We start from the raw sequence: 20,562 nt of genomic DNA on the forward strand, positions 1-20,562 counted from the left end.
GACGAACGGAACCGGAAGGCTTTTTACATAGGTGAAACTATGGGTTGGACGATATAAAATTGACAATCTCTAAATCATGATATAAAATTATCTTGAATTCAAGATAACTTAATTAAAGATAATTTCCGAAATGAATATTCCAATCTAATTGTTGGAAACTAAATTAACGAATGATAAAAGGAGATAGAAACTATGAAAACAGCAGGCATACATCATATTACTGCCATTGTTGGACATCCCCAAGAGAATGTCGATTTCTATGCTGGTGTTCTAGGACTGCGTCTTGTAAAACAAACAGTCAATTTTGATGATCCAGGTACGTACCACTTTTATTTTGGAGATGATGTCGGGAATCCAGGTAGCATTATTACCTTTTTCCCATGGGCAGATGCGTATCAAGGAAAAATTGGCGATGGCCAGGTAGGCGTGACAACTTACGTAGTTCCGAAGGGGGCACTTCCTTTTTGGGAATCAAGGTTAGCCAAATTTAATCTCTCTTATAAGAAAAAAGAACGTTTTGGAGAACAATATCTCCAATTTAATGATGTCCACGGACTGCAGCTTGAACTTGTAGAGCGAGAAGAAGGAGCAAACAGTAAGTGGGAATTTGGTGACGTGACCACTAATGTTGCCATAAAGGGCTTTGGTGGTGCGATTTTATTTTCCTCACAGCCTGAAGAAACAGAAAAGCTTCTAACACTTATGGGACTAGAGCGCATTGGTGAGGAAGGAGATTTTCTTCGCTTTAAAGCTGAAGGTGACATTGGAAATGTGATTGATGTCAAACGAACTCCTGGTAAAAAAGGCAAAATGGGTGTGGGAACTGTACATCATATTGCTTGGCGTGCAAAGGATGATGAGGAGCAATTACAATGGCAACAATACATTGCCAATCATGGCTATGGAGTGACACAAGTGCGCGACCGAAATTATTTTAATGCCATTTATTTTAGAGAGCATGGTGAAATTTTATTTGAAATTGCAACAGATCCTCCGGGATTTGGCATCGATGAAGAATATGAGAAAATGGGTTCAGAACTGAAACTGCCTCCACAATATGAACCACATCGTCAGAAAATAGAAAATACCGTGTTACCATTTGAAGTAAGAAGTCTGGATTAAAAGGAGATTAAAAAATGATTTCAATCGATCCAAGTAAGAGTTCCGAAAGGGATAATTATAAGCTGTTAATTGGCAGCATTATCCCTAGGCCCATTGCATTTGTAACTTCACTATCGCGGACAGGTACGCTAAATGGTGCACCTTTTAGTTATTTTAATATAGTGTCATCCAATCCACCCCTCATTTCATTATCAATTCAACGGAAAGAGGGAGTCATGAAGGACACGGCTCGAAATATTTTAGAAGGAAAAGAGTTTGTTGTTCATATCGTGGATGAGAGTAATGTAGAAAAAATCAATATTACGGCAGCGAGTCTTCCACCAGATGAAAGTGAAATAGAGCTAGCCCAACTAACTCCGGTCGAAAGTACAACCATAAAAGTGCCGGGGATAAAGGAAGCCAAAATTCGTATTGAATGTGTTTTGGAGCAGGCAATCGAATTAGGCGGTCAGGAACAGCCTGGTTGTGATTTACTTATCGGAAAAGTGGTCCAGTTTCATGTTGATGAGGAACTATATAGCAACGGCCGGATTGACCAAGAAGGACTGGGAGCGGTAAGCCGTTTGGCAGGAAATTATTATGCAAAAATAGGAAACATATTTGAAATTGAGAGACCAAAGTAAGTTAGGATTGGTCTCTCTTTTCCTTTTTAGGTATAATTTTTCGTGGCTTGTAATTGATATCCTCAGATGAATAAACCGAAACGATAAGTGTTCCTCCACTTACCCTCGCGCGAATTAAAATCGGCTGATTGTAAGTATTTTTAAAAAGAAAATCTGGTCCATACCAGCTCACCGTTGCATCGCGACCTGGAGGGACATAGCCAACGCGTTTGCTATGGGAATAGCGCTTAACGATCTCAACTCCGGCAAGATCTACGGCATTGAATAGGGTAGAGGAGGTTTGACAAATCCCACCACCGATACCTTCAATCAATTCACCTCTAATGATTTCGGGAGCAGGCTGATATCCTCTGGCAGCTGTTCGTTTGCCAACAACCTTATTAAATGAAAATGTTTCATTTTGAAACAGCACATAACTATCAATGGCGGCGGCGGAAAGAGCAATATTTGTGGCACGTTCTTTATTAGAAGAATTAAAATGCGTCACATATTGCCCAATTTTTTTTGCCCGAATCGATGATAAAAGTTCGCTATCTACACGTGGATAGATTCGCTCAATCGGAACCTCAATAAAATCCTTTTTTCCAAAAAAACTAGAGTAAAATAGCTTTGTGAATTTATCCTTATTTAATTTCACTCCGACATGTTCCTTGACGATATCACCTGATTTACCGATCTTCGCGTCCGATGGTTCTTCATATACTTGCTCTTCTAAATAAGTTAGAAAATCTGTGAATTTTTTGGTGTTCAATGTAGGAACACCGAGCAATGGAAGAGAATATTCAGCTCTATTCACGGTCGCAATCGGATTTCCTTTATAGGTTATGTATACATGATCCTGAGGCTGGAATTGCTGGACCGAAAAGAAAAGCATTATTGTCCACAATAATTTCAGTGTCCCCACCACCTTTACGAAACATCCTTTTTTATAGTATGGATGGATATATGAAATTCCATTAATAATGGGGAAATTTTTTTTGGTTTGAGATTGTAACAAAATGTTCAAATTCGAAAAAAACACCTGTGATATGCATCACATCAAGGTTTGGGGCACTTATGTTAAAGGGATTTTTAATTGCCAAAAACTTCCTTCCTGATTCTGTAACAACTTTTAAAAGTTTTGATGTTATTATCGTTTACACAGTGATAAAATTCTAAAGAAATTATTTTGGGAAAATAAACTTTTAGCTGCAGTTTTTCAATATATTACGAAAAAAACAAGTAGCTAAAAAATTTTTGACAACTTTGTGAAGTTGTACACAATTTCAGTGCAACATTCATAGTTGTGAAATAAGAGCATCCATTCGGAAAGGAGTACTTTTATGAAAATCAAATGGTTTTTCTTATCAATGGTTTTTACTATTGCCACAGTGCTAACAGGCTGTGAACCAGTAATGGTCCTTGATCCAAAGGGTCCGCAAGCTGAGAGGCAAGCCCAAGATATCCTACTTTCAATTGGAATCATGTCAGTAGTAGTCATTGTTGTTTTCGTATTATTAGTATATATGCTTGTTAAATATCGAGCTTCAAAAATGCCAGAGGATTACGAACCACCACATATTGAGGGAAATCCTTGGGTTGAAGCTATTTGTATCGGGATCCCAATTTTAATCGTTGGTTATCTCTCAGTTGTTTCTGTACAAAGTAACTACATTGTCGAGTCTGCACCAACAGGATACGAAGACCAAGAACCATTGGTAATCTATGCATCATCTTCCGATTGGAAATGGCATTTTAGCTACCCGGAAGAGGACATTGAAACAGTCAATTACTTATATGTTCCAACAGACCGACCACTTGAATTCAGACTTTATTCTTATGGACCCATTACAAGCTTCTGGATTCCACAGCTTGGCGGGCAAAAATATGCCATGGCAGACATGATTACGACGTTGCATCTTGCTGCAGATGAGCAGGGTGAATTAATGGGACGCAACGCAAACTTCAGTGGTAAAGGATTTGCAGAAAACACATTTAGTGTAAAGGCTGTTCCTGAAAAAGAGTTTAAGGAATGGGTAGACGAGGTTAAAGAAACTGCTAAGCCCCTTACCGAAGAAAAGTTTGATCAGCTGTTAGAACCTGGCCATCTTGGTCAAATGACATTTACTGGAACTCATCTAGAATTTGCACCGCCACCAGAGCATGATCATGGATCAGCAGATTCTGAGGAAGGTCACCAGGAAGGGCATGACGAGCACGAAGAAGCTCATTCAGAGCATGATGGGCATTAATATTTAGGAATGCTGCTCTTCACGGACAAGACTTTCAGGGAAAATCATTGAAATGTCTCTGATAGAGTGTCTCGAGGACAAAAGTTGTGGTTGAGATCTTCGACATGTCTCTGACACCGTTTCTCGTGGACAAAACAAACAGTGTAAAGCAGAAAAATGTCTCTGATACCACGTATCAAGGACAAAACAAACGGTGTGAGACCGGAAAATGTCTCCGACAGAGCTTCTCACGGACAAATCACGAGGTTAAAAATAAATAAATGTCCTTGATACCGAAGACAAAAACGAACTATTCATTAAAGAATGTCTTTAAACATTCAAACTAATAAATTTTTGAACGCCGAATTCACTTCATTTGAAAGGAGTAACAACGGATGGAATTCTTCGAACGTTTTGCCATACCACATCCTAGTCCCGCCATCTATGCAGCGATGGTTGCAATTGGACTTACCGTAATCGGAATTATCGCCGGTTTAACCTATTTTAAAAAATGGGGCTATCTCTGGCGTGAATGGTTGACAACCGTTGACCATAAACGAATTGGGATTATGTATTTAATTTCTGCCTTAATCATGCTTTTCCGTGGTGGGGTAGATGCTGTTATGTTACGTGCACAGCTAGCAACACCAGATGCGAAGCTGTTAGATGCACAGCACTATAATGAGATTTTTACAACACATGGTGTTATCATGATCATGTTCATGGCAATGCCGTTTATTATGGGCTTTATGAACTATGTTGTACCATTACAAATTGGAGCGCGCGATGTGGCATTCCCACGTCTAAACGCAATCAGCTTCTGGCTCTTCTTTATGGGGGCAATGCTATTTAACATCTCTTTTGTAATTGGTGGATCACCTGATGCAGGTTGGACTTCATACTTCCCACTTGCAGGCAATGATTTCAGTCAATCAGTTGGTACGAACTATTATATGATTGCGTTGCAGATCTCGGGTATTGGTACCTTAATGACAGGTATCAATATGATCACGACCATTTTAAAAATGAGAGCACCTGGTATGACGTTGATGAAAATGCCAATGTTCACATGGTCAACTCTTATTGCGAACTTAATTATCGTAACAGTATTCCCTGTTTTAACAGTTGCATTAGCAATGGGAACAATGGACCGACTTTTCGGTACACATTTCTTTGCAAGCACAAACGGTGGAATGGATATGCTTTGGGCTAACCTATTCTGGGTTTGGGGACATCCTGAGGTTTATATCTTAATCTTACCTGCGTTCGGTATTTACAGTGAGATCATCTCAACCTTCTCAGGAAGAAACCTATATGGGTACAAATCAATGGTTGGTTCAATGGTTATCATCTCTGTACTTTCATGTTTAGTTTGGGCGCACCATTTCTTTACAATGGGGCAGGGGGCTGCATCTAACAGCTTCTTCTCGATTACAACAATGATGATTGCTGTTCCAACAGGTGTGAAAATCTTTAACTGGTTGTTTACATTATGGAAAGGTAAAATCCGTTTTACAGTTCCAATGCTTTACTCAATTGGATTTATTCCATTGTTCACAATCGGTGGGGTAACTGGGGTTATGCTTGCGATGTCTGCAGCGGATTACCAGTACCACAATACAATGTTCCTTGTAGCACACTTCCATAATACGATTATCCCAGGTGTTGTGTTTGCGATGCTTGCTGCACTCACCTATTACTGGCCAAAAATGTTTGGATTTATGTTAAATGAACGAATCGGAAAATGGACCTTCTGGTCACTTGCTATTGGATTTGTATTAGCATTCTTCCCGATGTACATCACTGGATTAGACGGTCAGGCTCGTCGTATGTACACATACTCTGAGGCAACTGGTTTTGGTCCATTGAATATGATTTCGTTCATCGGTGCGGGTATTATGGCAATTGGATTTGTTCTAATTGTATATAACGTGTATTACAGTATCCGTTACTCACCTAGAGATATTGGCAGCGATCCATGGGATGCACGTACTTTAGAGTGGGCAACACATACACCAGTTCCTGAGTATAACTTTGCGTTAACACCAAGTGTGAACTCTAGCGAACCATTCTGGGACGACAAAAAGAAAAAGCATAAGCTATTCCCAGGTGAAATTGAAAAAATTCATATGCCAAACAATAGTGGACTTCCGTTCATCATGTGTAGCATTTTCTTTGTATGGGGCTTCTCATTCGTATTTGCGATTTGGCCACTGTTGATTGCTTCAACAATTGGTATCTTTGTATGTATGGCATACCGTTCATTTGAAAAGGACCCTGGACATTACATTCCAGTTGAAAAGATTAAAGAAACAGAAGAAAAACTTGGAGGTGCTAAACTATGAAACTAGGACACTCGCAACCTCTTGAATATAGTACGCACCAAAATGAATTAAATATTTTTGGCTTCTGGGTTTTCCTTGGTGCTGAAATTATGCTTTTCGCAACATTGTTTACATCGTATTTTACATTAGAGAACCGTATCGGAAGCGGTCCTTCAGGTGCAGAGATTTTTGAAATCACACCTGTTTTAATTGAAACATTACTACTTTTAACTAGTAGTTTTACAATCGGTCTTGCGGTTCATGCAATGCGCATTGGCAGAGTGAAGGCAATGATGGGCTTCTTCGCGGTCACATTGCTTCTAGGTTTAACTTTCCTAGGTGTTGAAATCTACGAGTTTGTACACTATGTCCATGTTGGAGCAGGTCTACAAACAAGCGCATTTACTGCGATGTTGTTAACAACTTTAGGAACACACGGGCTTCACGTTACATTTGGATTATTTTGGGGAGTGATGATCCTTCTCCAAATAAGAAAAAGAGGTTTAACTGCAGAAACTGCTGGTAAATCGTTCATCTTTTCATTGTATTGGCACTTCCTAGATGTAGTTTGGATTTTCATCTTCAGCTTCATCTATTTGAAAGGAATGATGTAATATGAGAGAACTTTTTCCAGCAAAACAAATAAATGGCTTTGTCTTTTCATTGCTTCTTACAGTTATTGCTCTTTCCGTGTACTTCCTTGACCTATCCTTTACAGTGGGAATAACAATACTCATTGTTACAGCATTTGTGCAAGCATTGGTGCAATTAGTTGTATTCATGCATGCTGGTGAAACAAAGGATCGTTGGGCTATTTACGCAAATGTGTATTTCATGATTTTTATCGCGATTGTTACAATTTTCGGTACACTATTCCTGTTGGTTTGGGATATGTAATAGATCGAGGGTGTCCTTTAGGGGGCACTCTTTTTTATCGTTGGGAATAGTTTGAAAATTGGTATAATATAAATCGTGAAGGGGGAATGGAGATGAATGCATCGTTTTTAATCAGGTTAAAAGCTTTCATGGTTGATTATTTGTTGATTTTGGCCTATCTAGTTGTCCTTTTTATTATTAATGTGTTTCTATTTCCAGGTTTGCAGGAATTTTTTAAGGGATCATTAGTAGTTGCGCAGTTTACTGGTTTTTTAATGGTGACTTTGCCAGTTTCCCTTTATTTTATTATTAGTGATTCAAAAATTGGTGGGCAATCAGTTGGAAAGAGAAAGTCTGGCATTAAAGTGGTTCGTGAAAACGGAGAAGCTGTGCCTATTCTTAGAATGGTCTTTCGAACAATTTTAAAGTTTTTACCTTGGGAGTTGTCACATTTTCTTGTTTATCATTTGATGTATATTGGTGATGAAGTTCCATTTACATACTCTTTAATTGGTGGTCTCGTCTATGCGCTTATGTTTGCATATATTTTGACATGTATTTTTACTAAGAAAAAACAATCTTTATATGATATTTTTGCAAGAACGTATGTGGTAAAGGTGCAATGAATGGGCACGTTTTTATGCAAATAAAAAGCTTAGCCGTTTTCGAACGACTAAGCCTATAGTTAATGAATGAATAATTTAGTCTTGTTTTGTACCCTGTGCCTTCAGTAACATTTCTTCAGATGCGATTAAAAACAGCCCCATTAAAAAGACAAAAATGGCCCCCATAACCGTTCCGATTCCAATCGGTGTTAATACGCTGGAACCGCTCCCAAAAAATCCTAGACAAAAAATAATGATACCGGCAATAAGCACTGTTCCCCCAAAATACTTAACAGCCTCAAGCATAGTAGTTTTCATTTTTCCTCATCCTCCTACTATAAATTATTCACTTTGTTCACAAAATTGTCAAATACTTTTCACTAAATGTTCAAAAGTTGTATTTTGGGCAGGGGAAATAGGTGGTTAAGAGTTCTTGCGATACACGCAAGGAGTCATTTTACCCAAGGATGTGTCGCAAAGTGAATCTAGCGGTACATGCTGCAGCAAAAATCGCCCAAGCATGTCCCGCAAGAGTGGTCTAGCGGTACAAGCTGTAGCGTATTTCCCCCAAGTATGTGCCGCAAGGATGGTCTAGCGGTACATGCAGTAGCAAAAATCGCCCAAGTATGTCCCGCAAGAATAGTTTAGCGGTACATGCAGTAACAAAAATCCCCCAAGTATGTGCCGCAAGAATCGTCTAGCGGTACATGCTGGAGCAAAAATCGCCCAAGCATGTGCCGCAAGAAAGGTCTAGCGGTACAAGCTTTAGCAAAAATCCCGTCAAGCATGTGCCGCAAGAAAGGTCTAGCGGTACATGCTGCAGCAAAAATCCCCCAAGCATGTGCCGCAACATTGGTCTTGCACTATATGCACGACCCCTTTCAACCCACCCATGTACCGTTACGCAATCTATACCAAAGTCGTCCGATGAGCTTTTACAAAATGTATATGTTACCATAGTGAAAAATAACCTAAATGAGGTGTCAGTATGAAAATTGAAGTATGGTCGGATTTTGTATGTCCGTTTTGTTATGTAGGAAAACGTCGCTTAGAACAAGCGCTTGAGCAATTTACACATCGTGATCAAGTAGAAGTAGAATTCAAAAGCTTTGAATTAGATCCAAATGCAAAGCCATATTCGGGACAAAGCATCCATGAATTGCTTGCTTCAAAATATGGAACAAGCGTTGCACAGGCAAAGCAAATGAATGAAAGTGTAGGGCAGCAAGCAGCAGATGTCGGGTTAAACTATGATTTTGATGCAATGAAACACACAAATACATTTGATGCTCACCGCCTTGCAAAATTTGCGGCAACTGAAGGGAAAGAAAAAGAAATGACTGAGATTCTCCTTCACTCTTATTTCGAAGAAGGAAAACTCATTAGTGACCATGAGGTACTTGCCGATCTTGCAGAGTCTGTAGGTTTGGATCGCCACGCTACACTTGACGTATTAAAGGACGAAAAGAAATTTGCAAATGATGTACGAATTGACGAATCGCTAGCGCAACAAATTGGTGTTACCGGTGTTCCGTTTTTCGTGATCAATCAAAAATACGCGATCTCCGGTGCGCAGCCAACTTCCACCTTCCTTGGTGCCCTTCAGCAAGTATGGACAGAAGAAAATCCTGCAGAGTAATGAAGTAGCAGTCGTAACGATGAGAGTTATCAGATCAAGAACGTGCAGAGCCTATAAGGTTTTGCACTTTTTATTTGCCTAAAAAAAGGAATCGGGCACATCAATACGAATATATAGTAAGGTAAACGAAGAAGGGGTGGTTCTTATTACATTTCGGTTTGATTTTGATGTAGGCCTACTATCCATGATGACGTTCCTTATTGGATGGGGGACAATTGTTTTTTTTACATATAGAATTTATAAAAAACAAGAAGAGAAACCAAAGATGTGGAAGATTATTCTTGTTTTACTTGTTGGTTTTTTTACATTTTCTTTTAATATGAACCTATTTGAAACGGTAATGAGAATACCCATTTTACCGCTAGGTGTATGGATTCTTTATTTTATCCTGAGATCAAAAGACGGGCGATGGGAGAGGTATCGCCAATATGCTTGGCTTGGTTTTCTTGCAAACTTTCTTTTTGTCATGTTGACTTTGGCTTCGGTTGGCCTACAGTATGTAATCTATCCTCCAAGCAATATAGTAACCTATATTTCTGATGTCGAACGTGCAACAGTTATCAATACACATCCAGTTGCAGAGGATGTTGCCTTGCAAAAAGATATAGTAATGAAACAACTGTCTACTATGAAACAAACGGAATTTTTTAGTGATCAGTGGTACGAGGAAACATATATGTATGGAGAACCAAATACAAGAAAAGAACGCTTTCCATACCAAGTGATTGGAGTACAAGGAAAATGGGGAAGCAATGTACCTACAACTATTTTCATTGAAGAAGATGGGAAAGGCCTATTAATTGCAACCCCTAACAAACAATATTATTTTCGCTCCGAAATCGTCTTTTTAAAAGGGGTGAAAAATGAATGAAGAGTAAAAGGATAATAGGGCTGATAGGTTTTGTTGTTCTTCTTTTCTTGATCTATTATTTTTACCTGGCTAAGCCTACTGCCTTCACTAAAACTGATACTTTTAAAAGGTATTCTGAAGTGAATGAGGTCCTGGATGTTATTGAGATAAATGAACGCCGTGTTTTTGTACCGATTGTTACAAATGAAAACGAATATGGTATGAGTCTTTGGCTGTGGAAAAACCATAAATGGAATATGGAATTTGATAGCACAATAGGTGGTCCTAAGGTCATCAAGTTAAAAAGTACTGATCCGAGTTCCTATAAGGTATTTTGGAATATTCACCCTCGTGATCAAATAAGTTATGGAGAATTTTATTTGCTGCGGGATCGCAATTATCATATTACAGAAGGAATTGACAATTATTACTACCCAAGGCTTCAAATGAAGACCATCCTTGATTTTGAAGAAAAACCATACGGGATAATGGAACTTCCTAAGGAATGGCAGAGCGTAATAAAGACTTCGATCAAAGTGGAAGAAGCGAAACAACCAGATTCAATTTTTCAAAACATGTTCCCTGTCATTCAGGACGTGTATTTTGGCTGGATTCCGTATAACAATGAAAATACAAGGCAAGATTCCCGTTCTACCATGGTAGGTGGGGCTTCTTGGGGCGGCAGTGTGGATTTGGAGATTGTGAGAGAAATCCAAGAAGAAGAGCTTGAGTATTTTAAAATCGAAGAATAATTCATACTTGGCTGTTCTTTTTCGAGCTGAATGGAGAGGAGGAGAAACGTCCTTATGTACATGTCTATGGTCATCTTATGTCTGATTTGGGGATTTAATTTTGTTGTTATGAAATTGGGGAACGGTGTTTTTCCTCCTGGGGAATTTGCTGCATGGCGGTTTTTGACAGGATCGATTGTACTCCTTGCTCTGTGCTTTATAAAACGAATACCACTGCCTAATAAGTCAGATCTAAAGTGGTTCATTCTATGTGGAATCCTCCAAACCACCTATTTTAACATTGCGATTCAAATATCACTTAACCACATTAGTGCAGGACTTACCTCTGTTCTTACATACAGTATGCCACTTTTTCTATCAATCATGGCGCATAGGTGGATTCCTGGTGAACGGCTAACAGTTAGAAAGACGTTCGGGATTGTGATAGGCATTCTGGGTTTATTTCTTGCAATGAATATCCATTTTGGAGGATCCATATGGACGGTTTTATTAGCCTTAAGTTCTGCTATATCATGGGCAATAGCTAGTTTGCTATTTAAACTGAAATTAAAACATTGTGATACCATTCAATTTACTACGTGGCAGATGACGATCGGAGCGGTGGGGTTATTGGTATATACTCTTTCATTTGAAACGGGTGAATCACATTGGGGATTCATGCCTGTGGTGTATATTTTGTTTTCAGGAGTTGCTGCTTCTGCCTTAGCATTTGTGATGTGGAATCATATTTTAAGGCGTACAGAAGCAAGCAAAGCGTCGACTTCTTTATTAATTGTACCCATCGTGGGAGTCCTTTCTGGATACATATTTTTGGATGAAAGCTTAAGTGTGGTAACGTTAGCGGGAATTTTGTTAGTATTAGTAGGAATATGGTTTGTAAATAGTAAAAGTAGACAAAAGCACCGTATTAACGTATCAAGAGATTTGGATCAAGCTCAGTAGGGATATACTAAAAATGAAAAAGAAAAAAGGAGATTTTGATTATGGAAAAAGTAACACCATTTTTAATGTTTCAGGATAGCAATGCAGAGGAAGCGATGAATTTTTATACGTCACTCATTGAGGATTCTGAGATTATAAATATTGTTCGGTATGGGGCAAATGGACCTGGGGATGAAGGAACGGTTATGCATGCAACTTTTTCATTAAAAGGGCAAGAGTTTATGTGCATTGATAGTAATATCAAGCATCAGTTTACGTTCACTCCTTCATTTTCGATTTATCTAACATGCAGTACGGAAGAAGAAATCGATACTCTTTATCAAAAGCTGAAAGAAGGCGGAGGAGAATTAATGCCTTTAGGTAATTATGGGTTCAGCAAAAAATTCGGCTGGATTAACGACCGTTTCGGTGTTTCCTGGCAACTAACTTTAGCTTAATTGAAAAGTCAAAACGCTTAGGTGCTAATGTCTAGGCGTTTTTTTGGTTACATTTTCTTCTAATTTTTTCTCGAAAAGCGCTAAATGTTGGAGTATAATATATTTTGTTCAAAATGTAAGTTGTGGAACGGTAGAATTTTGTAGTGATCAACACTTACATTATAATAAAGTTATTGAGTGTTCAAAAAGTTGACAAATCAGAAGCAAGAAAATCAAGGAACGACAGGCTCGAGGACCGGAGCGTATGCTCTTATTACGTGAGGACCGCAGAGGCCGAGTGACGCAGAGATTCGAAGTTTATCATTTGGTGACTTTTTGAACATCCTCTATAAGATTCATAAGTTGAAAGCGAGTGTTCAAGATGGGACGTAAATGGAACAATATTAAGGAAAAAAAAGCTTCCAAAGATGCGAATACAAGTAGAATCTACGCAAAATTTGGACGTGAAATCTATGTAGCAGCAAAACAAGGTGAGCCTGATCCTGAGTCAAACCAACATTTAAAAGTCGTTCTTGAGCGTGCGAAAACATACAGTGTACCAAAACACATCATTGACCGCGCCATTGAAAAAGCAAAAGGCGGTTCAGAGGAAAGTTACGATGAACTACGCTATGAAGGCTTTGGTCCAAATGGATCAATGGTGATTGTGGATGCTTTAACAAATAACGTTAACCGTACAGCTTCAGATGTACGTGCCGCTTTTGGCAAAAATGGCGGAAACATGGGTGTCAGTGGTTCTGTAGCTTATATGTTTGATGCAACTGCTGTTTTCGGTATCGAAGGAAAAACGGCTGATGAAGTTCTAGAATTGTTAATGGAAGCAGACGTTGATGTACGCGACATTCTTGAAGAAGAAGATGCTGTCATCGTGTATGCGGAGCCAGAACAATTCCACGCAGTTCAAGAAGCTTTTAAAAACGCTGGAATTACGGAGTTTACAGTAGCTGAATTAACGATGCTTGCACAAAACGATGTAACTCTTCCAGACGATGCAAAAGAAAAATTCGAAAAAATGATCGATGCATTAGAAGACCTTGAAGACGTACGTCAGGTATACCACAACGTCGACCTAGGTGAATAATCAACAAACGAAGACCTTTGGGACAGACTTATTGTCCGAACGAAAGTCTTTTTTTGGGGACGGAGGGACAGGTTCATTGTCCCAACCGTCTCTTTTTTTATGAAAAATTTTTCGAACATTGAAACTTTCTGGTTTTTAACGCGTATTTGTTTAATATAGATTCCTTTAAAAAGGGGGAAGGTTATGTATCCAGGAGATGCAATGTTCAATGCTGTCCCGATTTTTGTAATGATCATGTTCATTGTTGTGATTGGACTCATTATTTTTAATATGGGGAAAGGAATCAGTCAATGGAAAAAGAATGAAGATTCACCCAAACTTAGTGTTCCTGCTCTTGTAAAAACAAAACGCACACATGTTAGCAGACATACCCATCATCATTCGGATCCACATCACCACGATCATGTCACTTCATCCACGAGTTACTATGTAACATTTGAGTTCGAGAGTGGCGATCGGTCGGAGTTTAAGGTTTCTGGTGGTGAATATGGTCAGCTTGCTGAAGGGGATATGGGGAAACTTACATTTCAAGGAACGCGATATTTAGGGTTTGAGAGAATGAGAGGATAAAGGATTTTGTCTGCTTTTCTAGAATTATAGGGTATGAGGGGGTAATCCAATGTCAATTGAACAATTTTTAGAGGATCAAAATAAAGTAATTCGTGAATTGCATATTAAAAGTGCTGATGCTTCATGGATGGCTGCGACCACTGGGGAGGACGAGTGGAATACGAAATCGGCAGAAGCGGACACTGCATATAGTGTTTATTTTTCAAATGTGGAGCGCTTTGAGCAAGTAAAACAATATCTTGAGCAAGCAGAGGATCCGGTTCAAAAACGCCAGCTTGAACTTTTATATTCACATATGCTAGAAAACCAACTTCCAGAAGATAAACTGAAGGAAATGGTTCAACTATCAACTGAATTAGTTGGTGTGTTTAACACATTTCGCGCGACTTTGAATGGAAAGCAAGTTTCGGAAAACGATGTCCGTCAGATTTTAATCAAAAGCAATGATCTTGAACTAAGGGAACAAGCATGGCATGCAAGTAAACAAATTGCGAAAGAGGTTGAAGAAAAATTACTCACTCTTGTGAAAAAACGCAATGAGGCCGCGCGTTCACTAGGATTTGAAAATTTTCATCAGATGAGCTTCGAATCACAAGAGCTTGATCGTGAAGAAATCTTTTCGATATTTACAACGCTAAAGAAACTTTCTGATGAGCCATTCCGTCAGGTAAAACAAGAGATGGATGAAGAGCTTGCAGAGCGATTTGGTATAAAGGTTGAAGACCTTCGACCATGGCATTATGCCGATCCATTTTTCCAAGAGGCGCCACCATCTAAGGAATTAGATTTAGATCCGTTTTATGAGGGGAAGAATCTTGAGGAATTATCCATTCAAACCTTCGCTAAAATGGGCATGGAAATTACAGATATGCTGCAAAAAAGTGATTTGTATCCAAGAGAGAAGAAAAACCAGCATGCATTTTGTACCGACATTGACCGTGAGGGTGATGTCCGCGTTTTAAGCAATAATGTACCGTCCGATTATTGGTCCAACACGATGCTCCACGAATACGGGCATGCGGTTTATTTTAAATATATCGATCGTACTCTCCCGTTCTTATTGCGCAGCCCTGCACATACATTAACAACTGAGGCGATTGCGATGTTATATGGTCGCTTCGGTAAAAATCCTGAATGGCTTCACCAGTTTTTAGGGTTGCACCAAGAGAAGGTGGATGAGTTAAAGCCACTTATTGATAAATCTTTACGCCGTCAAATGTTAATTGCGGGTCGTTGGATTATGACTTTTGTGTTTTTTGAGCGCGAGCTTTACGAAAATCCTGATCAAGATTTGAACCGTTTATGGTGGAAGCTTGTGAATGAAATTCAATATTTGACACCACCTGAAAACCAAGATTATCCGCATTGGGCTGCGAAGATTCATTTTACATTAGTGCCAGTGTATTACCAAAACTATCTACTTGGTGAGTTAACAACTTCCCAGCTTCAGCGATATATTGAGAAGAACATCTCAACAGATCTCTTCACAGAAAAAGTGGGAGAATTCCTGATGAATGACTTCTTTAAGCCAGGTGCGTTATATAATTGGAATGAAAAAATTGAAAGAGCCACTGGAGAGAAACTAAATCCACAGCATTTTGTCGATCAGTTTGTTGCAGTGAAATAATGTGAAAATTTCATTCATTGGGGGTCTAATCCCCAATGACTTTTAATGGCTCATTTCTAAAAGATTGTTGCTTTTAAAACATAGGGTGATTTCCGCTTCTGGTACTCGCTTTCCGCGGGCGATCCGCAAGCCTCCTCGTTTCACTGCGGGGTCTCGCTTGGCTCGCTATTCCCGCAGGACGTTGAGTTTTCTTCCTTGTAACTACACCGCACGAAGAAAATACCTGCATTTTCGAGGATCTCGTACCATCCGCTGAAATCACAAGAAGGTCAATAATTACTATTTTCCTTCGCACAATCTTATCCAAAGACAACAAAGTTAACGAAAACAGCCATTTTAATGAAACGAATCGGTTTTTTACTAGCAGTTTACTTTAAATAGTTAGGGAGACCGTAAAATGAGCGAAATAGACAAAAGAAACCGATTAACTGAAGAACCATTTACTTATCAAATTACGAAAAAAGGAATGGTTATGATTTATTTTGAAGGAAAACAAATTAAAATGGTAAATGAGCGGGACGCTGAACGCCTTATAACTAAGATAAAAGAAGTTGAGGATGACAAAATAAAAATACAGTTATTGTTAGCTAAAATAACAGGAAACTTTAAACGCGGAAACGAGAAACTTGGTAAAAATAACAAAAATTAAATTTAGCCTCGACTTGAGTTAAGGCTTTTTTGATCAAGAAATGAACAATTTTTTTCTAAAAAAACCCTAAGTCTTTCTCCCATGTTACAATCAACAGGAGGCTGTAGATGTTCTCTTTTTTTAGTGCGAAATGTGTAATTTGTAATAGAAAAGTAAAACCTTTGCGAAAGTATGTCGATGATAAAGGGAATACAATAAAAGTATGCATTCCCTGCTCAGAATACGCAGAACGGCGAGCATACAAAATTCGAAGGTAAAGAAGGATGAAGGAAGTTGTACTTAACAGTAAAGGAAACAGCAGAATATTTATCAATTCCAGAAGAATTAGTGAAAAAACTTATTCAAGAGAAAAAGGTGCGCGCCCTTTTTGATGGCGAACAGTACCTATTGAATAAAGACCAATTCAATACCACGATGGAACAGCTAGAAAAATACAAAAAGCTTTACGAAGAATGGCTCAACGAACCAATTCCAGAGGACATCGATGTGAAGGACGAGGATTGATTGGGACACGAGATTCCGCGTCCCAATCAATTTTTACAAGGGGCAGAGCACTGTCCCTAATATCCTTTTTTATAATCCACCACATTCTTCGGAAGTACGCCACCTTGGGCATAGCTCTTCAAATTGGGGATAAAGATATCTTCAATCACACGCTTTGTATAATGTTCAGTTGAACCAGAGGTATGTGGTGTCACAATGACATTTTCAAAATCCCATAGTGGGCTGTTCTCATCTAGCGGCTCTTTCGTGAATACATCCAGCCCAGCTCCAGCTATCTCATCAGAACGAAGTGCCTCAATCAACTCATCCTCAACGACAATCTCGCCCCGTCCAATATTAATGAAAAATGCAGAAGGCTTCATTTGCTTAAATTCATTTGCTCCAAATAAATGATGAGTTTCATTCGTCAAAGGTAAAGTCACAACAACGTAATCACATTTTGGCAGAACTTCTGACAACCGGTCTGTCGTATACATTTCATCGACGTAATCCTCTTCACGGCCAGAATGGCGCACACCAAGAACTGTCATGCCAAATGCTTTTGCAATCTTGGCCGTTTCTTTACCGATGTGCCCTACACCCATGATTCCAATTGTTTTTTCATGAATCTCAAGCTTCATATCAGAATGGTGCCATTTTTTCTCCTGCTGATTTTTCACATATGTATGAATTTTTCTCGTCAATCCAAGCATTAACGCAAAAATGGTTTCCGAAATTGGATAAGCATGAACCCCATTTGCGCTGGTGAGTAACATTTGTTTCTTCTCCATTTCTGCAAGAGGCATACTGTTAACACCCGCACTCCAGCTTTGTAGCCAACGAAGCTTAGAGTCGGAAAAAATGCAGTGATCCGCAATCTCCTTTTTCCAGCCGACAATTACCTCGGCATCTTTTAAATGGTCTAACCAAACAGACGAATCACGCCCAGCAACAATCTCCCAGCTAGGAATGATTGCTTGGATTTGATCTAGATGAGACTGCTCAATATTTTGTGTAATAACTAACTTTGACATGGTGTTCCCCCAATCCCAGAATTGATTTAATTTTATAATAATACAGACCAGGGTGCTTTACCAGCATGGGATATGGACATGGTTCGGAACTATTCGGCTGAGGAAATGCTTTGGAAGGTGCAAGTTTCCTGAAATTAGGAATCTGATGATACTCCATGAAAAATAGAGGGGCAACGATTTTAAGATATTAGGAAAATGATGATGCTCCAGCATAATTCACAAAGTACAGCACTTTCCAGTTACTTGGAGCTCTTGTGTACTCCCATCTTCACAATACTTGAAATAGGTGCGAATCAGTTTCCAAATCCCCCTAATTTTGACCAACTTTTGTTTAAATTGTGGCTAAAATAGTAACTTCGTTAATTTGTGAAATATTTCACATGACAACTAACCCTACCCATTGTATGATGAAGGTGTAAGGAAGTTTGTTCAGTAATGAGCAATCGAACTCGAACAAAATCTTAATCAAACACATATTTTAAAACCTTGTAATGGAGGTCATTGATAATGAAAGCATGGGCTGGTTTTAAAGAAGGAAAATGGCAAAAGGAAATTAATGTACGAGATTTCATTCTAGAGAATTTCACACCATATAGCGGGGATGAAGCATTTTTAGAGGGACCAACTGAAGCAACAAACGCTCTTTGGGAACAGGTCATGGAATTGACAAAACAGGAGCGCGAAAATGGTGGAGTACTGGATATGGATACCAAAATTGTATCTACGATTACTTCACATGGACCTGGTTACCTTGATCAGGAAAAGGAAAAAGTGGTGGGTGTTCAAACCGATAAACCATTTAAACGCTCTCTTCAACCGTTTGGTGGAATTAGAATGGCAGTCGATTCTGCAAATTCCTATGGATTTGAAATCGATGAGGAGATTGTAAAAATCTTTACTGAGTATCGAAAAACACATAACCAAGGTGTGTTCGATGCATATACACCAGAAATGAGGCTTGCAAGAAAAGCGGGAATCATCACTGGACTTCCAGATGCATATGGTCGTGGTAGAATCATAGGCGATTACCGCAGAGTGGCCCTTTATGGTGTAGACCGACTCATTGAAGATAAAAAGAAAGACCTTCTTGAAACCGGAAATGGAGCCATGACTGATGACATTATTCGTGACCGAGAAGAGCTCTCTGAGCAAATTCGTGCCCTTCAAGAATTAAAGGAGTTAGCGGTTTCCTATGGCTATGACATATCTGAACCAGCTACAAATGCGAAAGAAGCTTTTCAATGGCTATATTTTGCTTATTTAGCTGCTATAAAAGAACAAAATGGAGCTGCGATGAGTTTAGGGCGTGTGTCTACATTCCTAGACATCTATATCGATAGAGATCTAGCAAACGGCATTTTATCTGAGCTAGAAGCACAGGAAATTGTTGACCATTTTGTAATGAAACTTCGACTCGTGAAGTTTGCGAGAACACCGGATTACAATGAATTATTTAGTGGTGATCCAACCTGGGTGACAGAATCACTAGCAGGTGTAGCGCTTGATGGTCGTCCTTTAGTTACGAAAAACTCGTTCCGATTCTTGCATACATTAGACAATCTCGGACCAGCACCAGAGCCAAACTTAACGGTCCTTTGGTCTGTGAACCTACCTGAAAACTACAAAAAGTATTGTGCAAAAATGTCTATTAAAACAAGTTCAATCCAATATGAGAACGATGATATCATGCGTGAAACGTATGGTGATGACTATGGGATTGCATGCTGTGTATCCGCGATGGCAATCGGAAAACAAATGCAGTTTTTCGGAGCAAGAGCGAACCTCGCAAAAGCATTACTTTACGCAATCAATGGTGGAGTCGATGAAAAGCTAAAAATTCAAGTCGGACCAAGCTACTCACCGATTACTTCTGAGTATTTGAACTATGAAGAAATTCTTCAAAAATATGATGTCGTGCTTGAATGGCTTGCAGGGCTTTATGTTAACACATTAAATGTCATTCACTACATGCATGATAAATACAGTTACGAACGTTTGGAAATGGCACTCCATGACAAAGAAATTATACGCACCATGGCATGTGGAATTGCAGGGCTATCCGTCGTTGCGGATTCACTAAGTGCGATCAAACATGCAAAAGTCAAAACAATTCGTGATGAAAATGGAATTGTCGTCGATTACGAGATTGAAGGAGACTTCCCGAAATACGGCAACAATGATGACCGTGTCGATGACATCGCGGTTGAGCTCGTTAAACGTTTTATGACGAAGATTAAAAAGCATAAAACATATCGCAACTCTGTTCACACTCAATCCATTTTAACAATCACATCTAACGTCGTGTATGGGAAAAAGACAGGAAACACACCAGATGGTCGTAAAGCAGGGGAACCATTTGCACCAGGTGCAAACCCACTTCATGGCCGCGACACAAAGGGTACACTTGCATCCTTAAGCTCTGTTGCAAAGCTACCTTATGAGTACGCCTTAGACGGCATCTCTAATACTTTCTCTATCGTTCCAAAAGCACTAGGAAGAGAGGAAGAAGCGAGGATCAGCAATCTAGCTGGCTTACTTGATGGATATGCCATGAAAAAAGGACACCACTTAAATGTGAACGTCTTTGATCGGGAAACATTATTAGACGCAATGGAACATCCTGAGCTTTACCCACAATTAACCATACGTGTATCAGGCTATGCCGTGAACTTTATCAAACTAACAAGAGAACAACAAATTGATGTGATAAATCGGACATTCCACGAAAGCATGTAAGA

At 39.2% G+C, this 20,562-nt stretch carries 20 protein-coding genes and 1 pseudogene; 18 read left to right on the forward strand and 3 right to left on the reverse strand.

Features of this window, described 5'->3' with window-relative positions; genetic code table 11:
* Positions 1-192: 192 nt before the first annotated feature.
* Positions 193-1,122 carry a ring-cleaving dioxygenase gene (locus DZB84_RS17345; protein WP_116353542.1) on the forward strand — a complete coding sequence of 310 codons (930 nt, stop codon included), beginning with the start codon at positions 193-195 and terminating at the stop codon, positions 1,120-1,122.
* A gap of 14 nt (positions 1,123-1,136) precedes the next feature.
* A complete protein-coding gene (locus DZB84_RS17350) occupies positions 1,137-1,745 on the forward strand; it encodes a flavin reductase family protein (protein WP_116353543.1) in 609 nt (202 codons plus the stop codon).
* A gap of 1 nt (position 1,746) precedes the next feature.
* On the opposite strand, the gene DZB84_RS17355 is transcribed toward DZB84_RS17350, so the two are convergent.
* Complete coding sequence (locus tag DZB84_RS17355) at positions 1,747-2,619, reverse strand: VanW family protein (protein WP_189655294.1); 873 nt, start codon at positions 2,617-2,619, stop codon at positions 1,747-1,749.
* Between the two features lie 448 nt (positions 2,620-3,067).
* On the opposite strand from DZB84_RS17355, the gene qoxA reads away from it, so the two are divergent.
* From qoxA to DZB84_RS17380, 5 genes are all read left to right on the forward strand, one after another.
* On the forward strand, positions 3,068-3,976 hold the full coding sequence (gene qoxA / locus DZB84_RS17360) for a cytochrome aa3 quinol oxidase subunit II (protein WP_116353544.1): 909 nt from the start codon (positions 3,068-3,070) through the stop codon (positions 3,974-3,976).
* Positions 3,977-4,350: 374 nt separating this feature from the next.
* On the forward strand, positions 4,351-6,300 hold the full coding sequence (gene qoxB / locus DZB84_RS17365) for a cytochrome aa3 quinol oxidase subunit I (protein ID WP_116353545.1): 1,950 nt from the start codon (positions 4,351-4,353) through the stop codon (positions 6,298-6,300).
* Positions 6,297-6,893 carry a cytochrome aa3 quinol oxidase subunit III gene (gene qoxC, locus DZB84_RS17370; protein WP_116353546.1) on the forward strand — a complete coding sequence of 199 codons (597 nt, stop codon included), beginning with the start codon at positions 6,297-6,299 and terminating at the stop codon, positions 6,891-6,893. Before qoxB ends, qoxC begins: the two co-directional genes overlap by 4 nt.
* Before the next feature lies 1 nt (position 6,894).
* Entirely contained in the window at positions 6,895-7,176 is a 282-nt protein-coding gene (qoxD, locus tag DZB84_RS17375) for a cytochrome aa3 quinol oxidase subunit IV (protein WP_116353548.1), read from the forward strand.
* Between the two features lie 92 nt (positions 7,177-7,268).
* On the forward strand, positions 7,269-7,781 hold the full coding sequence (locus DZB84_RS17380) for an RDD family protein (protein WP_116353550.1): 513 nt from the start codon (positions 7,269-7,271) through the stop codon (positions 7,779-7,781).
* Between the two features lie 75 nt (positions 7,782-7,856).
* On the opposite strand, the gene DZB84_RS17385 is transcribed toward DZB84_RS17380, so the two are convergent.
* On the reverse strand, positions 7,857-8,078 hold the full coding sequence (locus DZB84_RS17385; RefSeq protein WP_116353552.1) for a hypothetical protein: 222 nt from the start codon (positions 8,076-8,078) through the stop codon (positions 7,857-7,859).
* 670 nt (positions 8,079-8,748) lie between these two features.
* On the opposite strand from DZB84_RS17385, the pseudogene DZB84_RS17390 reads away from it, so the two are divergent.
* The 10 genes and pseudogenes from DZB84_RS17390 to DZB84_RS17435 form a co-directional block, all read left to right on the forward strand.
* Positions 8,749-9,393 (forward strand): annotated as a pseudogene (locus DZB84_RS17390) (DsbA family oxidoreductase); the annotation flags it as partial.
* Between the two features lie 271 nt (positions 9,394-9,664).
* Positions 9,665-10,270: a hypothetical protein gene (locus DZB84_RS17395; protein ID WP_142759848.1), complete on the forward strand. Its 606-nt coding sequence runs from the start codon at positions 9,665-9,667 to the stop codon at positions 10,268-10,270.
* On the forward strand, positions 10,267-11,001 hold the full coding sequence (locus DZB84_RS17400; protein ID WP_116353558.1) for a hypothetical protein: 735 nt from the start codon (positions 10,267-10,269) through the stop codon (positions 10,999-11,001). The genes DZB84_RS17395 and DZB84_RS17400 overlap by 4 nt, the downstream gene beginning before the upstream one ends.
* Positions 11,002-11,055: 54 nt before the next feature.
* The gene (locus DZB84_RS17405; RefSeq protein ID WP_116353559.1) at positions 11,056-11,943 is read left to right on the forward strand and encodes a DMT family transporter; all 888 of its coding nucleotides are present in this window, start codon (positions 11,056-11,058) and stop codon (positions 11,941-11,943) included.
* A 41-nt stretch (positions 11,944-11,984) separates the two neighbouring features.
* Positions 11,985-12,380 carry a VOC family protein gene (locus DZB84_RS17410; protein WP_116353561.1) on the forward strand — a complete coding sequence of 132 codons (396 nt, stop codon included), beginning with the start codon at positions 11,985-11,987 and terminating at the stop codon, positions 12,378-12,380.
* Positions 12,381-12,741: 361 nt separating this feature from the next.
* Positions 12,742-13,461 carry a YebC/PmpR family DNA-binding transcriptional regulator gene (locus DZB84_RS17415; RefSeq protein WP_116353563.1) on the forward strand — a complete coding sequence of 240 codons (720 nt, stop codon included), beginning with the start codon at positions 12,742-12,744 and terminating at the stop codon, positions 13,459-13,461.
* Positions 13,462-13,644: 183 nt separating this feature from the next.
* A complete protein-coding gene (locus DZB84_RS17420; RefSeq protein WP_116353565.1) occupies positions 13,645-14,031 on the forward strand; it encodes a DUF2500 domain-containing protein in 387 nt (128 codons plus the stop codon).
* 49 nt (positions 14,032-14,080) lie between these two features.
* Positions 14,081-15,658, forward strand: a complete 1,578-nt coding sequence (locus DZB84_RS17425) for a M2 family metallopeptidase (protein WP_116353567.1) — start codon at positions 14,081-14,083, stop codon at positions 15,656-15,658.
* 397 nt (positions 15,659-16,055) lie between these two features.
* Complete coding sequence (locus DZB84_RS17430; protein WP_116353569.1) at positions 16,056-16,307, forward strand: hypothetical protein; 252 nt, start codon at positions 16,056-16,058, stop codon at positions 16,305-16,307.
* A 273-nt stretch (positions 16,308-16,580) separates the two neighbouring features.
* Positions 16,581-16,811: an excisionase family DNA-binding protein gene (locus DZB84_RS17435; RefSeq protein WP_116353570.1), complete on the forward strand. Its 231-nt coding sequence runs from the start codon at positions 16,581-16,583 to the stop codon at positions 16,809-16,811.
* Between the two features lie 56 nt (positions 16,812-16,867).
* On the opposite strand, the gene DZB84_RS17440 is transcribed toward DZB84_RS17435, so the two are convergent.
* Positions 16,868-17,824 (reverse strand): D-2-hydroxyacid dehydrogenase, encoded by a 957-nt coding sequence (locus tag DZB84_RS17440; RefSeq protein WP_116353571.1) that lies wholly within the window; start codon positions 17,822-17,824, stop codon positions 16,868-16,870.
* A gap of 507 nt (positions 17,825-18,331) precedes the next feature.
* Here DZB84_RS17440 and pflB point away from each other — a divergent pair.
* The gene (pflB, locus tag DZB84_RS17445; protein WP_116353573.1) at positions 18,332-20,560 is read left to right on the forward strand and encodes a formate C-acetyltransferase; all 2,229 of its coding nucleotides are present in this window, start codon (positions 18,332-18,334) and stop codon (positions 20,558-20,560) included.
* The last annotated feature ends 2 nt before the right edge of the window (positions 20,561-20,562 follow it).

The sequence above is a fragment of the Bacillus sp. HNG genome (assembly GCF_003400205.1).
Classification (GTDB): domain Bacteria; phylum Bacillota; class Bacilli; order Bacillales; family Bacillaceae_L; genus Ferdinandcohnia.

Excerpts from the sequence above, each read along its gene's own strand:
- DZB84_RS17355 (WP_189655294.1), bottom strand. The coding sequence starts at position 2,619 with ATGCTTTTCTTTTCGGTCCAGCAATTCCAGCCTCAGGATCATGTATAC.
- pflB (WP_116353573.1), top strand. The coding sequence starts at position 18,332 with ATGAAAGCATGGGCTGGTTTTAAAGAAGGAAAATGGCAAAAGGAAATT.
- DZB84_RS17415 (WP_116353563.1), top strand. The coding sequence starts at position 12,742 with ATGGGACGTAAATGGAACAATATTAAGGAAAAAAAAGCTTCCAAAGAT.
- DZB84_RS17430 (WP_116353569.1), top strand. The coding sequence starts at position 16,056 with ATGAGCGAAATAGACAAAAGAAACCGATTAACTGAAGAACCATTTACT.
- qoxD (WP_116353548.1), top strand. The coding sequence starts at position 6,895 with ATGAGAGAACTTTTTCCAGCAAAACAAATAAATGGCTTTGTCTTTTCA.
- qoxA (WP_116353544.1), top strand. The coding sequence starts at position 3,068 with ATGAAAATCAAATGGTTTTTCTTATCAATGGTTTTTACTATTGCCACA.
- qoxB (WP_116353545.1), top strand. The coding sequence starts at position 4,351 with ATGGAATTCTTCGAACGTTTTGCCATACCACATCCTAGTCCCGCCATC.
- DZB84_RS17405 (WP_116353559.1), top strand. The coding sequence starts at position 11,056 with ATGTACATGTCTATGGTCATCTTATGTCTGATTTGGGGATTTAATTTT.
- DZB84_RS17350 (WP_116353543.1), top strand. The coding sequence starts at position 1,137 with ATGATTTCAATCGATCCAAGTAAGAGTTCCGAAAGGGATAATTATAAG.
- DZB84_RS17395 (WP_142759848.1), top strand. The coding sequence starts at position 9,665 with ATGTGGAAGATTATTCTTGTTTTACTTGTTGGTTTTTTTACATTTTCT.
- DZB84_RS17345 (WP_116353542.1), top strand. The coding sequence starts at position 193 with ATGAAAACAGCAGGCATACATCATATTACTGCCATTGTTGGACATCCC.
- DZB84_RS17380 (WP_116353550.1), top strand. The coding sequence starts at position 7,269 with ATGAATGCATCGTTTTTAATCAGGTTAAAAGCTTTCATGGTTGATTAT.
- DZB84_RS17385 (WP_116353552.1), bottom strand. The coding sequence starts at position 8,078 with ATGAAAACTACTATGCTTGAGGCTGTTAAGTATTTTGGGGGAACAGTG.
- DZB84_RS17410 (WP_116353561.1), top strand. The coding sequence starts at position 11,985 with ATGGAAAAAGTAACACCATTTTTAATGTTTCAGGATAGCAATGCAGAG.
- DZB84_RS17440 (WP_116353571.1), bottom strand. The coding sequence starts at position 17,824 with ATGTCAAAGTTAGTTATTACACAAAATATTGAGCAGTCTCATCTAGAT.
- DZB84_RS17400 (WP_116353558.1), top strand. The coding sequence starts at position 10,267 with ATGAAGAGTAAAAGGATAATAGGGCTGATAGGTTTTGTTGTTCTTCTT.
- DZB84_RS17425 (WP_116353567.1), top strand. The coding sequence starts at position 14,081 with ATGTCAATTGAACAATTTTTAGAGGATCAAAATAAAGTAATTCGTGAA.
- qoxC (WP_116353546.1), top strand. The coding sequence starts at position 6,297 with ATGAAACTAGGACACTCGCAACCTCTTGAATATAGTACGCACCAAAAT.
- DZB84_RS17420 (WP_116353565.1), top strand. The coding sequence starts at position 13,645 with ATGTATCCAGGAGATGCAATGTTCAATGCTGTCCCGATTTTTGTAATG.